This is a genomic window from Streptomyces sp. NPDC043870 (assembly GCF_056435785.1).
In genome coordinates this window covers 313,042-327,327 of the sequence record NZ_JBWKDT010000005.1, presented here as the reverse complement: position 1 = coordinate 327,327, position 14,286 = coordinate 313,042, and the positions used below count along the sequence as shown (strand labels likewise).

Below are 14,286 nucleotides of genomic sequence, written 5' to 3'. Positions count from 1 at the left end.
AGGTGAACTGCGACGAAATCGACGAACGGCGGCGAACGTCGATGTCAGAACAGCGAGTGCAGCAGCTTGTTCGGGGAGCCCGTGCGCGCGTCCACGACCTTGCCGCTTGTTGCGTTGTTCACCAGCGCGTCGCGGACCTGGGCCGGGGTGGCCGTGGGGTGGTTGGCGAGGTAGAGCGCTGCGACGCCCGCCGTGTGCGGGGTGGCCATCGACGTACCGGAGATGGTGTTCGTCGCGGTGTCGTTGTCCTTCCACGCCGACGTGATGTTCACCCCCGGCGCGAACAGGTCCAGGCAGGTGCCGTAGTTGGAGAACGACGCCCTGCGGTCCGTGTTGTCCGTCGCGCCGACCGTGATCGCCTCGGGGACGCGGGCCGGGGAGTAGTTGCACGCGTTCACGGGGATGCCGATGAGAATGCCGTTGCCCGCCGCGATCGAGTAGCTGACTCCCGACGCGATGGACTTCTTCACCGCGTTGTCCAGGGCGGCGCTGGCCCCGCCGCCCAGACTCATGTTGGCGACAGCAGGCTTGACCGCGTGCGCCGTCACCCAGTCGACACCGGCGATGACGCCCTCCGTCGTACCTGAGCCTTCGCAGTCCAGCACGCGGACCGCGACAAGCTTCACGCTCTTGGCGACACCGTAGGTCTTGCCGCCGACCGTGCCCGCGACATGCGTGCCGTGGCCCTGGCAGTCCTGGCCGTTCCGGCCGTCGCCGACGGTGTCCGTTCCGATGCTCGCGCGGCCGCCGAACTCGCTGTGCGAGGTGCGGATGCCGGTGTCGATGATGTACGCGTTCACATTCGACGCGGTGGTGTTGTACGTGTACGTCGTCGACAGCGGGAGGTTCCGCTGGTCGACGCGGTCGAGGCCCCAGGTGGCGTTCGACTGGGTGTCGTTGAGCCGCACAGTGGCGTTCTGCTCGACGTAGTCGACGCGCGGATCGGCGGCGAGGCTGGCGGCCTTCGCCTTGGACATCGACGCGGAGAATCCCTCGAGGACGGACCGATAGGTGTGCTTGGGCGTCACACCGAGATCGGCGGCACGGGTGCTGCCGTCCTTGAGAACGACGATCCAGCTGTCCTGGACCGCGGTTGCAGTGGGGGCGAGACGGAGATCGCCGAGGGGCGCGCTCTGCGCGGTGGGGGTGGCGGCGAACTGGAGACCGGCTGCGAGGGCGACTGCGGGGAGCAGCGCGCCCATGCGTATGGAGCGCCGGGCAGTGAATCTCATCTCGTGCACCTGACCTTTCTTTGATCGGAACACGACAAAATCCGCATGGCTCGTGCGGATGTGCAGGACAGCGTCTCGTGCAGTGATCGAGCAGACAAGAGGTTGTTACCGATGGGTTCAAGGCAATGCCCTGGTGCCGTACCGAATTTGGCGGACATCACCGATATCAGCGGTGCACACCCCGGCGGTTGCGCTCCAGCGGCCCGTCAGCGCGAATCGCCCGAACCGTCATCGGTCATGAATTCCCAGGTCAGCGAGGTGAATTCACCCTCGTTCACGGCATGTGCGGAGGTGTACGTCGCCAGCGCCGGTTCGTTGTCGGTGTCGACACCGACCCACATGTCGTAGCAGCCGCGCTCCCGGGCGATCGCCGCCAGCGCCTCGGTCAGCGCCCTTCCGATCCCGCGCCGCCGGTACCCCTCGTCCACCGACAGCTCGTACAGACACATCTCCGCGCCCTTGTCCGGGTGGAGCATCTCGATGCCCGATACCATCCCGGCCGGCGCGCCGTCGACGTACGCGATCAGCATCAGATGCCCGGGCGCTGCCAGGAAGCGCTCCGCCCACTCCGTGCGTGCCGGCCCGTCGTACAGATGCTCGGCGGAAAGGAGCTCAGTGACGGTCGTCGCACGGCGGATCTCCAAGGCAGCTCCTCCTCGGGCCGGTCCGGCCTTCGTGTACCGCGTCTGGTGTACGAGGACGGTACCGGGTACTACCCGAGGAGGTCGCTGAGTTCCGCCCGGCGGCAGCCGCGGTCGGCATGGACGTCCGCTTAAGGTTTCAACCATGAAGATCCGACTTCCCTGGCGGGCGAGCGTGCCTCGGCGACGCGGGCGATGGTTCGCGGGAATCGCCGCCTTTGCCGTGCTCGCAGGCGTGGGTACGTGGACAGCGGCGGCCTCGGACGACGAGCCCTCCGTGCACCGCGAGGACCAGGTGCTGCCCATGCCGGGAGCGAGGATCGACACCTCGTTCTTCACGTCTGCCGCCTCCGGCGCAGGGCGGCGGCCCGCAGTGCTGCTGGGACACGGCTTCGGCGGCAGCAAGGACTCCGTGCGCGAACAGGCGGAGGCCCTGGCCCGTGACGGGTACGCCGTACTGACCTGGTCCGCGCGCGGCTTCGGCGCGTCGACCGGCGAGATCGGGCTCAACGACCCGGATCACGAGGTCAAGGACGTCTCCCGGCTCATCGACTGGCTCGCCGAGCGCCCGGAGGTCCGCCTCGACGCGACGGGCGACCCCCGCGTCGGGGTGACGGGTGCCTCGTACGGCGGGGCGGTCTCGCTCCTCGCGGCGGGGTACGACCGGCGCGTCGATGCGATCGCTCCCGCAATCACGTACTGGAATCTCGCGGACGCGCTGTTCCCGGACGGGGTCTTCAAGAAACTCTGGGCAGGCATCTTCTTCACCACAGGCTCCGTGGGCACAACAGGACCAGCACCGGACGCGGAGGCCCCGGCGGGGACGGACACACCCGCCGGGACCGGACAGGGCGCGGCCGGGCGCGACGACGACAGCCCGGCTGCCGATGGCGGCTCTGCCGAACGGCCTGCGGCGGGTTCGGCGTCGGCCCGTCGGACCGCAGGAGCCGCCGCATCCGCATGCGGGCGCTTCCAGCCCACCCTCTGTGAGATGTACGAACGTGTCGCCACCGCAGGCCGACCCGATGCCGAGGCCCGTGCGCTGCTGGAGGCGCGCAGCCCGTCCGCCGTCGCCGACCGCATCAAGGTGCCCGCGCTCATCGTGCAGGGCCAGTCCGACTCGCTCTTCCCGCTCTCGCACGCCGACGCGATGGCCAAGGCGATCAAGGGGAACGGTGCGCCTGTCGCCGTCGACTGGATTGCGGGCGGTCACGACGGCGGGGACCTGGAGACCGACAGGATCCAGGGGCGAGTCTCCGCGTGGTTCGACCGGTATCTGAACGGGAACGAGGCCTCGGACACCGGCCCGGTGTTCCGCGTCAGCAGGGCCGGAGGAGTTGACTCCACCGACGGGCAGGCGACCCTGCGCGGCGCCACAGCGGCGGATTACCCGGGCCTGCGCGCCGACGGACAGACCTTCGAACTCGACGGTCGCGCGCAGACCTTCGGCAATCCGGCAGGGGCGAACCCGCCCGCCATCTCCGCGGTGCCGGGCGTCGGCGGCGGGCTGTCGCAACTGTCCTCTCTCGGCGTCGGGCTCTCCCTCGACTTCCCCGGGCAGTACGCCCGCTTCGACTCCCAGCCGCTGGACCGGCGCACCCGGATCACCGGCTCGCCCACCGTCCGGGCCACGGTGACGTCCGACAACGGCGAAGCGGTCCTCTTCGGCAAGGTGTACGACGTCGGCCCCGACGGCCGTCAGCAGGTGCTGCCCGCGCAGCTCGTCTCCCCGGTCCGGGTCCAGGGCGCCAAGCCGGGCCGGACCGTCGAGGTGACGCTGCCTGCCGTGGACCACGAGGTCGAAGCCGGCCACCGCCTCCGCCTCGTCCTCGCCGCCACCGACCTCGGCTACGCCTCACCGGCCGCGCCGGCCACGTACACCGTGGCCCTCGCAGGGAAGCTGACGGTGCCCACCGCGCCCGGCGTCACGACCCAGGCCGCCGGGCTGCCCTGGTGGGTGTGGGGCCTGCCCGCCGCGGGCGCGGCAGTCGCCGCCGGGCTGCTGCTCACCGCCCGCCGCCGCACCACGGCCCCCGCGCCCGCCCCTGAGCTCGCCGACGTACCCCTGCAGATCAGCGGTCTCACCAAGCGCTATGCCAAGTCCGCCGACCGGTACGCCGTGAGGGACCTCTCCTTCCGTGTCGAGAAGGGCCAGGTGCTCGGACTCCTCGGCCCGAACGGCGCCGGCAAGACCACCACTCTGCGCATGCTGATGGGGATGATCGCTCCCGACGACGGTGAGATCCGCGTCTTCGGGCACGCCATCAGGCCCGGTGCGCCCGTGCTTTCCCGGGTCGGCGCATTCGTCGAAGGGGCGGGCTTCCTGCCGCACCTGTCCGGCCGGGAGAACCTGGAGCTGTACTGGCGTGCCACCGGCCGACCCGCCGAGGACTCCCGCATCGAGGAGGCCCTGGAGATCGCGGGCCTCGGCGACGCGCTCGCCCGCGCCGTGCGCACCTACTCGCAGGGCATGCGCCAGCGCCTCGCCATCGCGCAGGCCATGCTCGGCCTGCCGGATCTGTTGATCCTCGACGAGCCGACGAACGGACTCGACCCGCCACAGATCCGTGAGATGCGGGACGTGATGATCCGGTACGCGGCCGGAGGCCGGACCGTCATCGTCTCCAGCCACCTGCTGGCGGAGGTCGAGCAGTCCTGCACGCATCTCGTCGTCATGGACCGCGGCCGGCTGGTGCAGGCGGGCCCCGTCGCGGAGATCACCGGCTCGGGCGACACCCTGCTGGTGACGACCGCCGAGGAACCGTCCGCACCACTCGTGGAGAAGATCGCGGCCCTGCCCGGGATCGGCTCCGCGGTTCTCACGGACGACGGAGACGGGCTGCTGGTCCGCCTCGACGGCGCGAGCGCGGCCGGTCTCATCGCCGAACTCGTACGGCTGGACGTGCCGGTGACCGGCGTCAGCCCGCACCGACGCCTGGAAGACGCGTTCCTCACCCTGATCGGAGGAGCATCCGCATGACCACCGTGCACAACGGGCCGACCGTGGCGACCGCACCCGGCTATCGGGCGCGGCACACCCTGCCGCTCCGCGTCGAGGCGGTACGCCAGCTGAAGCGGCGGCGGACGCTGGTGATGGGAGCGATCCTGGCGGTGCTGCCGTTCGTACTGATCGTCGCGTTCGCGATCGGCGGCACTCCGGACGAGCGCGGCGGGGGCGGCGACCGGATCACGCTGATGGACACGGCGACCGCGTCCGGCGCGAACTTCGCAGCGACCTGCCTCTTCGTGTCGGCGGGCTTCCTGCTCGTGGTGCCGGTCGCGCTGTTCTGCGGGGACACCGTGGCGTCCGAGGCAAGCTGGTCCTCCCTTCGCTATCTGCTTGCGGCACCCGTGCCCCGGGCGCGGCTGCTGTGGTCGAAGCTGGCGGTCGCGCTGGGCTTCAGCGCGGCGGCGATGCTGCTGCTTCCGCTGGTCGCACTCGCCGCGGGAACGGCGGCGTACGGCTGGGGGCCGCTGGCGCTGCCCACCGGGGGCTCCCTGGCGACGGCGGACACAGTGCCGCGGCTCGCGCTCGTCGTCGCATTCATCTTTGTCTCCCAACTGGTCACGGCGGGGCTGGCCTTCTGGCTGTCGACCAAGACGGACGCGCCGCTGGGCGCGGTCGGCGGCGCCGTCGGTCTGACGATCATCGGGAACGTCCTGGACGCGGTGACGGCACTCGGTTCCTGGCGCGACTTCCTGCCGGCGCACTGGCAGTTCGCCTGGGCCGACGCGCTGCAGCCCCAGCTGGAGTGGGGCGGGATGCTGAAGGGCACGGCCGTCTCGGTGACATACGCACTCGTCCTGTTCGCCCTGGCGTTCCGCGGGTTCGCCCGGAAGGACATCGTGTCCTGACCCCGGGGCGCTGTCCGCTCAGATCCAGCCACGGCGGGCCGCCTCCGCTCCCGCGCGGAAGCGGCTCGCCGTCCCGAGGGCCGTCAGGAGCTCGCCGACGCGGCGGCTGTACGTGCGCGCCGACATGCCCAGGCGGGTCGCGGCCGACTCGTCCGTGAGACCCGCCAACAGTGCGTCGAGGACCGGGCGCAGATGCGCGGGGGCCGTCCCGCAGGCGGCGGCCGCGAGGTCGTCACCGCCGTCCCACCAGGCATGATGGGTGCGGACCAGCGCCTGGACGACGACCGGGTCGCGGATCAGCAGCAGTCCGTTGCAGTGCAGATCGAGATCGAGCGGCAGGGCAGCGACCGTACGGTCCGCGACGACCAGCTTGAACGGGATCGAGTCCGCCACCCGTGCCCGCCCGTCGATGTGTCCGGCCGGCGGCAGATACGGGAGTGCCCGCCGCGGCACGATACGGCGGACCGTCGCCGTCCGCCCCGCCGCGGTGCGGGTGCAGGCGCCGGCGAGCGCACGGAACGGCTCGGGCGCGGCCACCGGGCCCACCGGGTCGTCGAACGTGAGCAGTTCGTGACGGGCCGAGTGGACCAGACCCGTCAGCGTGGCGCTCACCTGCGCGGGTCCTCTGACAGACCGTCCCGGCGACGCCTCGGGCAGGGCAGGCCTGCACTTGACGGAGTCCGGTCCGGGCATGGTGATGACATTCGGCACGGCTGACCACCCCCCTGATCTCGGAGCCGTACGCCACTCCATGTACGCATGCGACTGCGAATCGTGACAAGACCCAGTTCAGGGGATGGCGAGTGTCTGCCAGTCGCTTCAGTCGCGACGTGGGTGTCCGTCAGTCTGGAGGTGCGGCGCGGAAAGCGGTGCATGCCGATTCCGCTCAACGACCGCTTGTCGTTGCCGCATTGAGATTCATCCGCAACTCGTTCGACTGCTCCCTCGGACCGTCTCGCACGTCACATTCACAAGTGCTGACGATCCAGGGGGACGGAATGACGCCGTACACAAGGACGTACAGAGGAGCGCTCGTGGCGCTGCTGGCCGGGGCAGTGCTGCTGACCGGCTGCGGTGCGGGTGGTGGGCAGGTCGATCGCGCGGCGCAGGGCGGGGGCGAGCACCGGGGCGCGGAGGGCCAGCCGGCGCCGATGGCGCCCGACGGCGGCGGCCGGCCTGCGGAAGGCAGTCGTGACGAAGGAAAGGAAGGCGAGCAGAGCAGCGAAGCACAGCGGGACATCGCGCCCGCACCCGACTATCTGTCCACGTTCGCGCTGGATGTGGACACGGCCTCGTACGGCTACGCGCGGCGCAGTCTCGCCGGGGGACGGCTGCCCGAGCCGGACTCCGTACGGCCCGAGGAGTTCGTCAACAGCTTCCGGCAGGACTATCCGCGCCCCGAGGGCAACGGGTTCACGGTGAGTGTGGACGGCGCCCACGCGGGCAGCCGGGACGGTGAGGACTGGTCGCTGATGCGGGTGGGCCTGGCGACCCGTTCGTCCACGCGCAGCGCCGAACGACCCCCGGTCGCGCTGACGTTCGTCGTCGACATCTCCGGGTCGATGGCCGAGCCCGGCCGGCTCGACCTCGTCCAGGAGTCACTCGGCATCCTCACCGACCAGCTGCGCGAGGACGACTCCATCGCCCTCGTCACCTTCAGCGACGAGGCCGAGACGCGGCTGCCGATGACCCGGCTCGCCGGCAACCGGGACACCATCCACAACATCGTCGACGAACTGGAACCGACCGACTCCACCAATGTGGAGGCCGGCGTGCGCACCGGCTACGACGTCGCCGTCGAGGGCCGCAGGCGTGGAGCGAACAACCGGGTCGTGCTCCTCTCCGACGCGCTCGCCAACACCGGTGAGACCGAGGCCGATGCGATTCTGCAACGGATCGAGGACGCCCGCCGCGAGTTCGGCATCACGCTCTTCGGCGTCGGTGTCGGCAGTGAGTACGGCGACAAACTGATGGAGCGGCTCACGAACCGGGGTGACGGCCACACCACGTACGTGTCCACCTCCGCACAGGCCAGGAAGGTGTTCGTCGACCAACTGCCCGCGCATGTCGAGCTGAGGGCCCGCGACGCGAAGGCGCAGGTCGCCTTCGACCCGCAGACGGTGAAGGAATTCCGGCTGATGGGATATGAGAACAGGGCGGTTGCCGACGAGGACTTCCGCGACGACAGGGTGGACGGTGGTGAGGTCGGCCCCGGTCACACCGTCACCGCGCTGTACGCGGTACGACTCCGGGAGGGCGCGAGCGGACATGTCGCGACGGCGACCGTGCGCTGGCTCGACCCGCGGAGCCGGGCCCCGCATGAGGTGTCGGGCACCGTGGAGGCGGGCGCGCTCGGTGGAGACCTCTGGTCGCCGCGCACCTCGCCGCGGCTGCAGGTCAGCGCCGTCGCCGCGTACTTCGCCGAGCGGCTGCGCGGTTCCGACACTCCGGGCGTGCCCCGGCTGGACGTCCTGGGGGAGCGGGCAGGCACCCTCGCGAAGCGCACGGAGGACGCGTCCGTACGTCAGCTGGCCGAGTCGATCCGCCAGGCCGACTCGCTGCTCGAGTGACAGGCTGACCCGGTAGGGGCGGCTCATCGGCGGAGTGGCCGACCTGCGAAGTGGCCGACCTGCGAAGTGGCCGATCGGCGAAGCGGCCGGCCGGGACACCGGAGCAGGCGGGAGCGGGACTTGGTGGACCAGCCCGCCCCTGCCGGCTCCCGGTCCGCTGCTCCCCGGCCCCCGCTCCGGCCCGCGTCGGTCCTGGCCCAGCCCCGCCCCTCCAGCCTGCGCGGCCGTGGCAAGTGGGCTGCGTACGCCCGGCCTCCGCGTCATGATGTGCGGCATGGCCACCTTGCTGCTCGCCTTCGCCGTCATCTTCACCGGCCTGTACGCGGGCTTCATGCTGATCTTCCAGACCGCGATCATGCCCGCGCTGGCCAGGCTCTCCGACGACCAGTTCGTACCGGCCATGCGGCGCATCAACGAAGAGGTGCCGCGCGCCGTGTTCCTGGTGGTCTTTCTGGCCGTCATCGCGTTCCCGGTGGCCGCCCTCGCGGTGCCCGTCGAGGGCCGTTCGGACACCCAGATGTGGCTGATCCTGGCCGGACTGGTGTGCGCCGTACTCAACCACCTGGTCACGATCGCAGGGAACATCCCGCTGAACAACGCGCTGGCCTCCTCCGAGGCCTCTCCCGACTCCGAGGTCCGTGCCGCGTTCGAGGCGAAATGGAACCGTCTCCACCTTGTCCGGACGGTGCTCGTCCTCGCCTCGTTCGCCCTCCTCGTATGGGCCTCGCAGGCGTGACGGAAAGCCGACACTGACGGCAAGTCGACAGCTCCCAGGGGCGGGGAGCCTTGTACGGTCGTAACGGCACACGTGAGACAACGATGTCGGCTCGGACTCCGGCGCGCCCCGCCGGGCACGGCCGGGGACGGGTTGCCCCGGTCGTTCCCCATGCCGATGGGGGCCGATCCCCCCCACCCGGGGCAACCCGTCTCCTTCGGGAGCGGTTCAGCGGCCGGGCAGTCGCTCCCCGCACCGGCCGCAGTAGCGTGCGTCGGACTCCGTCGCGAGTCGCCCGCATTCCGGGCACACCCGGTCCAGCAGACACGGGGCCTCGCCGCCCTCCTGCGTCGACCCGTTGGCGTCAGCCGAGCCGGTGACCTCCGGGGACCCGACTCCCGACCCGTTGGAGTCCGTCGCCCCGCTGAAGTCCGTTGCCCCGTCGACGTCAGCCGGCCCGCCGGCGCTCTTGATGGCCAGTCCGGGACGCCGGCGGTGCACACTCAGCTGGACGAGCCCCTCGGGCCCGGCGCGCAGCGCCCGCCGGCTGCCGTGCGGCAGCCACACGACCGATCCCGCGGCGACCTCGTGGCGCACGCCGTCCACGTCCAACAGCCCGCTGCCCGCGGCCACATACAGGAGAACATCCAGATCCGGCTCCACGTGCTCGCCGACCCCGGCGTCCGGTGGCAGCCGCACCACGTTGGCGTCGAGCTGCCGCCCGCCTTCCGCGAGGCGCCACAAGGCCCCGCCCCGCTCGGCTGACGCATCATCGGCCAGCAGGTCGGCGAGCCGCGCGAGTACGCCCGGGCCGGAAGGAGACGCCATATGCCATTCCTCCTGCGCTCAGCCCCACGCCGGATCCTCACCGGACCCCCGAAGCCACGGATGCTACTACTGCCTCAGCGCCCCCGACGGCCGGTCGGGCCGGGGTCCGTGTTCTGCCCGCTCCCTCGAAGCGGCCGCCGGGCAGCCGTTCAGCAGCCGTCAAACTGCCCTTGAGCAGCAGTCGTCAAACGGTCCGACATCATTCGAGCAGCGTCGATCAGGAGTCCCAGGTTGAGGGTTCACGAGTCCCGGTTGAGGGTTCAGGGGTCCCGGGTTGAAGGTTCACGAGTCCCGGTTGAGGCTTCAGGGATCCCGGGTTCACGAGTCCGGGTTCAGGAGTTCAGGAGTTTCGCGTGAGTGAGCAGCCGAGGAAGCCGTTCCTTTACGTCATCGTGTGCGCGGCCGGGAACGCCGGCGACGTCGGCAAGCTGATCACCGCCGCGCAGGAGCGTGAGTGGGATGTCGGGGTCATCGCCACCCCCCAGGGCCTCGGCTTCATCGACGTCGAAGCCGTGACGGCCCAGACCGGCCACCCGATCCGCTCGGCCTGGCGCCGCCCCGGCGAGGCCCGTCCCTTCCCACCCGCGGACGCGATGGCGGTGGCTCCGGCCACGTTCAACACCATCAACAAGTGGGCCGCCGGACTGGCCGACACCCTCGCCGTGGCGACGCTGTGCGAAGCGTACGGGTCGGGCCTTCCCACCGCCGTACTGCCGAGCGTGAACGCCGACCTCGCCGCCCATCCCGCGTACCGGGAGAGTGTGGCCCGGTTGCGCGGGATGGGCGTACTGATGGGCGGGGACGGGCCGTTCCGCTGGGAGGAGGCACTGGAGCTGCTCGCCCCGGCGATGGCGGCCCGACGAGCCGGCTGAGCGCCTGCGGCCGCATCGACGACCCCGTCCACGGCCGACTGGGCCTGTCCGGGCGATCTTGTCGGGCCCGCGACGCCGACTAATCCGGGCCGGCACGTTCACCCGGCTCGACAGCTGCGAGGGCTTCATCGTCCTCACCAATGCCGAATCCGGCCAGGGCATCGGTTCCTTCGTGGCGGACGCGTTCAGGCGGACCGGCGGACCGGAATCGGCCGCGCGCTGGACCGGCGGCGGGGCCGACACGCCCGTGGAGGACGACGCCTGACCCACGGGACCGCCACCGCATCACGGCGGACACACGACGGCCGGGCCGCCCCCTGATGAAGGGGGCGGCCCGGCCGTCGCTGTAGTGAGGGCCTGTCCCTTGGATCCGGCCCTGGGGTACGTCACTCCCGTACGCCCGCGAGCTCCACCGGCCGGACACGCAGCGAGAGTCCCGCCGGGATCACCGCGCAGACCACCGCGATCACCCCGCAGGCCGCCACCGTGGCGCCCAGCGTGCCCCACGGCACCACGATCGGAGACCACACCTGGAGCACCCCCAGCGCGCCCCACATGCCCACCAGGTTCAGTCCGGCGACCGCCGCGCCCAGCACTCCGCCGACGGCCACCACCATCGCGGCCTCCGCCGCGGCAAGCCGCAGCACCTGCCCGCCCGTCGCACCCGCCAGCCGCAGCACGGCCAGGTCACGCACCCGGTCCGACGTCGCCATCACCAGGGTGTTGGCGAGCGCGATGCCCGTGTACAGCAGCGCGATTCCGAGCACCACCAGATAGCCGACCCGGGTCTGCCGGTTCGTCTCGGGGTACGCAGCCGCCACCCACTCGTCCCGCGACAGCACCTTGACGCCGACGGGAGCCGCCGCCTCGCGCAGACCGGCCGCCACGGCCGCGCGGTCGGCGCCGTCCGTCAGCTTCACGTCGACCCGGTCGACGCTCGCCCCTGCGGCGTTGGCCGGACTGACGTACACGCCGTTGTTGCCGGTGCCTGCGTGCATCACGGCGGCGATCTTCAGCGAGGCCTTCGAGCCGTCGCCCAGCCACACGTCGACCGTGCTGCCCACCGTGTGGTTCGCCCACTCGTCGTTGACGATGATGGAGCGGTCGTCGAGATCGGTCACCTTCCCGGCCACCAGCGGCAGACCGAACGTGGCGGCGAGTCCCTTCGGGTCCGCCGCGCGGGCGTCGGACCTGATCAGCGCGACACCCTCCTCCAGGACGAACACCGCGGACTCCGCGGACGCCGAGACCTGAGCACCGGGCACCTTGCGCATCCGCTCCACGGTGGCCTCGTCGAAGCCGCCCGGACCCGCGCCGCTGATCACGAAGTCCGCGTGTGTCTGCTCCCGTACCTCGGTCGCCTTGGCCTCGTTGAGGGTCGCCGTGGCGCCCAGCAGCGAGCCCGCGAGGGCGACCGTGACCAGCACCGGCGCCGCGATGGCCGCGGTGCGCCGCACCCCCGCCGCCGCGTTCTCCCGGACCAGCATGCCGCCCGGGCCCGGCAGTTGGGCCGGCAGCCAGGCCAGCAGCCGGGTCAGGGGACGCACCAGCACCGGCGCGAGCAGCGCGAACGCCGTGATCAGCAGCATCGGACGGCTCGTGTACGTCTTGCGGTGCAGCAGGTCACCCGGCTCCGAGAGCAGCGCGAACACGAGCGTGCCGACACCCGTGAGCAGCAGCGCCCCGCCGAACAGCCGGCGCCCCCACGTCATCGTCCTGCTGTCGACCGAGGCATCCCGCAGGGCCTCCGTGGGGCCGACCCGGCCGGCCCGCCACGACGCGGCGACGACACCCGCGAGTGCCACCAGCAGGCCGGTCCAGAAGGCCAGGTGGTAGGGCCAGGAGTAGTCCCCGATCGCGAACCACGACGGGGCGACCTGGTTGTCCACCATGTACTGCGCCAGCCGGGGCGCACCGTAGGCGCCGAGCACACAGCCCGCCGCCGACGCGAGCACACCGATGAGCATCGCCTCGGCGACCACCATGCGGCGCACCTGCACCGGAGTGGCACCCGCCGTGCGCAGCAGACCGAACTCACGGCGCCGCTGTGCCACCGCGAACGCGAAGGTCGACGCCACCACGAACACCGAGACGAAACCGGTCATCCCGGCCGCCGTACCCAGCATCGCGTTCACCGTGACGAGCGCCTGGCTGTCCCGGTCGGGGTCGGCGTCGGCGAGGCGGCGGTCGTTGCCGGTGAGTACCCGCAGTCCCGCCGCGCTCTCCCGTACGGCGTCGGCGTCGGCGTCGACCACCAGCTGATCGATGCGCGGCGAGATCTCGGCGGCCTGCCGGTCGGTGTAGAAGACGGCGTTCTCGAAGCCGAGCCCGGACACCGTCCCGACGACCGTCACCGTGCCCCTGCCGGTACGCACCCGCTGACCCGGACCGGCCCAGTCGCCGGACACGACGACCTCGCCCGAGGCCTTCGGAGCCCGCCCCGCGGAGAGTTGGTAGGGGCCGAAAGCGGCCGTCGACCACGGGTGCCCGACCAGATCGCCGGGGCCGCCCTCGGCCCGTACCGGGAACGAACGGTCCTCGACGGTACGTCCGGCGGCGGCCGCCTGCCGGGCCTGCTCCGCGGTGACGGCCTTCGGGTTCGCCAGCGGCCTGACCCGGTCGCCGATCGACGTGGGCACTCGCAGGGTGTCCGCCGGCCGCAGCACGACCGGTGCCTGGGCGAACCGCTCCGGTCCGCGCTCCGGGGCGTCCAGGCTCGACGCCAGGGCAAGACCCATCGTCGCGATCAGCCCGACGCCGAGCGCGAGCGCGACGAAACTTCCGACGAAGGTGATCCAGCGCGTACGCAGGGTACGCAGGGCGACGCTCAGCACGGCGCGCCCTCCAGCTTGGTCATGCGCGCGGCGACGGACTCGGCGGTCGGCGACACCAGTTCGCCGTTGACCCGGCCGTCGACCAGGAACACCACCCGGTCCGCGTAGGACGCCGCCACCGGGTCATGGGTGACCATGATGATCGTCTGTCCCTCGCGGTCGACCATGGACCGCAGCATCGTCAGCACCTCACGGCTCGTCCGCGAATCCAGCGCGCCCGTCGGCTCGTCACCGAACAGCACCTCGGGGCGGGTGATCAGCGCACGTGCCAGGGCGACGCGCTGCTGCTGTCCGCCGGACATCTCCGTCGGCCGGTGCCGGGCCCGGTCACCCAGACCCACCTGCCCCAGCACCTCGCGCACCCGGGCCCGGGACGGCTTGCGCCCGGCCAGCCGCAGCGGCAGCGCCACGTTCTGCTCCGCCGTCAGCGACGGCAGCAGGTTGAACGCCTGGAAGACGAAGCCGATACGGTCGCGCCGGAGCAGCGTCAGTCTGGTCTGGCTCAGTTTCGTCAGTTCGGTGTCCCCGACCGTGACCGATCCCGAAGTGGGCCGGTCCAGGCCTGCGGCGCACTGGAGGAGGGTCGACTTGCCGGAGCCCGAAGGGCCCATCACCGCTGTGAAAGTGCCCCGGGGGAAGCCGAGGGAGACGTGGTCGAGGGCGGTGACGGCGCTGTCCCCCGATCCGTAGGTCCGGCTCACGGAGCGCAACTGAATCGCGTCGTCGTTCATGCCTCACA

At 71.4% G+C, this 14,286-nt stretch carries 12 protein-coding genes; 6 read left to right on the top strand and 6 right to left on the bottom strand.

What is annotated here, in order from left to right; all coding sequences use genetic code 11:
• Positions 1–44: 44 nt before the first annotated feature.
• Together AC0699_RS09680 and AC0699_RS09675 are read right to left on the bottom strand one after the other, a co-directional pair.
• A complete protein-coding gene (locus AC0699_RS09680) occupies positions 45–1,232 on the bottom strand; it encodes a S8 family peptidase (RefSeq protein WP_478657799.1) in 1,188 nt (395 codons plus the stop codon).
• A 206-nt stretch (positions 1,233–1,438) separates the two neighbouring features.
• Positions 1,439–1,876: an N-acetyltransferase family protein gene (locus AC0699_RS09675; RefSeq protein ID WP_478657797.1), complete on the bottom strand. Its 438-nt coding sequence runs from the start codon at positions 1,874–1,876 to the stop codon at positions 1,439–1,441.
• Between the two features lie 142 nt (positions 1,877–2,018).
• Between AC0699_RS09675 and AC0699_RS09670 the strand changes: the two genes are divergently transcribed.
• Together AC0699_RS09670 and AC0699_RS09665 are read left to right on the top strand one after the other, a co-directional pair.
• Positions 2,019–4,853: an alpha/beta fold hydrolase gene (locus AC0699_RS09670; protein WP_478657795.1), complete on the top strand. Its 2,835-nt coding sequence runs from the start codon at positions 2,019–2,021 to the stop codon at positions 4,851–4,853.
• The gene (locus tag AC0699_RS09665; protein ID WP_478657792.1) at positions 4,850–5,728 is read left to right on the top strand and encodes an ABC transporter permease; all 879 of its coding nucleotides are present in this window, start codon (positions 4,850–4,852) and stop codon (positions 5,726–5,728) included. The genes AC0699_RS09670 and AC0699_RS09665 overlap by 4 nt, the downstream gene beginning before the upstream one ends.
• An 18-nt stretch (positions 5,729–5,746) precedes the next feature.
• Here the strand turns inward: AC0699_RS09665 and AC0699_RS09660 are convergent, their stop codons facing one another.
• Positions 5,747–6,340, bottom strand: coding sequence for a helix-turn-helix domain-containing protein (locus AC0699_RS09660; RefSeq protein ID WP_478657789.1), 594 nt, complete (start codon positions 6,338–6,340; stop codon positions 5,747–5,749).
• Between the two features lie 386 nt (positions 6,341–6,726).
• Here AC0699_RS09660 and AC0699_RS09655 point away from each other — a divergent pair, with 386 nt between their 5' ends.
• Entirely contained in the window at positions 6,727–8,298 is a 1,572-nt protein-coding gene (locus AC0699_RS09655) for a vWA domain-containing protein (protein ID WP_478657787.1), read from the top strand.
• A 274-nt stretch (positions 8,299–8,572) separates the two neighbouring features.
• Complete coding sequence (locus AC0699_RS09650) at positions 8,573–9,034, top strand: anthrone oxygenase family protein (protein ID WP_478657784.1); 462 nt, start codon at positions 8,573–8,575, stop codon at positions 9,032–9,034.
• A gap of 207 nt (positions 9,035–9,241) precedes the next feature.
• On the opposite strand, the gene AC0699_RS09645 is transcribed toward AC0699_RS09650, so the two are convergent.
• Positions 9,242–9,841, bottom strand: a complete 600-nt coding sequence (locus AC0699_RS09645; RefSeq protein WP_478657781.1) for a cupin domain-containing protein — start codon at positions 9,839–9,841, stop codon at positions 9,242–9,244.
• Between the two features lie 353 nt (positions 9,842–10,194).
• On the opposite strand from AC0699_RS09645, the gene AC0699_RS09640 reads away from it, so the two are divergent.
• Entirely contained in the window at positions 10,195–10,713 is a 519-nt protein-coding gene (locus AC0699_RS09640) for a flavoprotein (RefSeq protein ID WP_478657778.1), read from the top strand.
• A 58-nt stretch (positions 10,714–10,771) separates the two neighbouring features.
• Positions 10,772–10,978, top strand: coding sequence for a hypothetical protein (locus AC0699_RS09635; protein WP_478657775.1), 207 nt, complete (start codon positions 10,772–10,774; stop codon positions 10,976–10,978).
• 121 nt (positions 10,979–11,099) lie between these two features.
• On the opposite strand, the gene AC0699_RS09630 is transcribed toward AC0699_RS09635, so the two are convergent.
• Positions 11,100–13,547 carry an FtsX-like permease family protein gene (locus tag AC0699_RS09630; protein WP_478657773.1) on the bottom strand — a complete coding sequence of 816 codons (2,448 nt, stop codon included), beginning with the start codon at positions 13,545–13,547 and terminating at the stop codon, positions 11,100–11,102.
• A complete protein-coding gene (locus tag AC0699_RS09625; protein WP_478657770.1) occupies positions 13,541–14,278 on the bottom strand; it encodes an ABC transporter ATP-binding protein in 738 nt (245 codons plus the stop codon). The genes AC0699_RS09630 and AC0699_RS09625 overlap by 7 nt, the downstream gene beginning before the upstream one ends.
• Positions 14,279–14,286 lie beyond the last annotated feature (8 nt).

Excerpts from the sequence above, each read along its gene's own strand:
- AC0699_RS09680 (WP_478657799.1), bottom strand. The coding sequence starts at position 1,232 with ATGAGATTCACTGCCCGGCGCTCCATACGCATGGGCGCGCTGCTCCCC.
- AC0699_RS09670 (WP_478657795.1), top strand. The coding sequence starts at position 2,019 with ATGAAGATCCGACTTCCCTGGCGGGCGAGCGTGCCTCGGCGACGCGGG.
- AC0699_RS09665 (WP_478657792.1), top strand. The coding sequence starts at position 4,850 with ATGACCACCGTGCACAACGGGCCGACCGTGGCGACCGCACCCGGCTAT.
- AC0699_RS09655 (WP_478657787.1), top strand. The coding sequence starts at position 6,727 with ATGACGCCGTACACAAGGACGTACAGAGGAGCGCTCGTGGCGCTGCTG.
- AC0699_RS09650 (WP_478657784.1), top strand. The coding sequence starts at position 8,573 with ATGGCCACCTTGCTGCTCGCCTTCGCCGTCATCTTCACCGGCCTGTAC.
- AC0699_RS09645 (WP_478657781.1), bottom strand. The coding sequence starts at position 9,841 with ATGGCGTCTCCTTCCGGCCCGGGCGTACTCGCGCGGCTCGCCGACCTG.
- AC0699_RS09625 (WP_478657770.1), bottom strand. The coding sequence starts at position 14,278 with ATGAACGACGACGCGATTCAGTTGCGCTCCGTGAGCCGGACCTACGGA.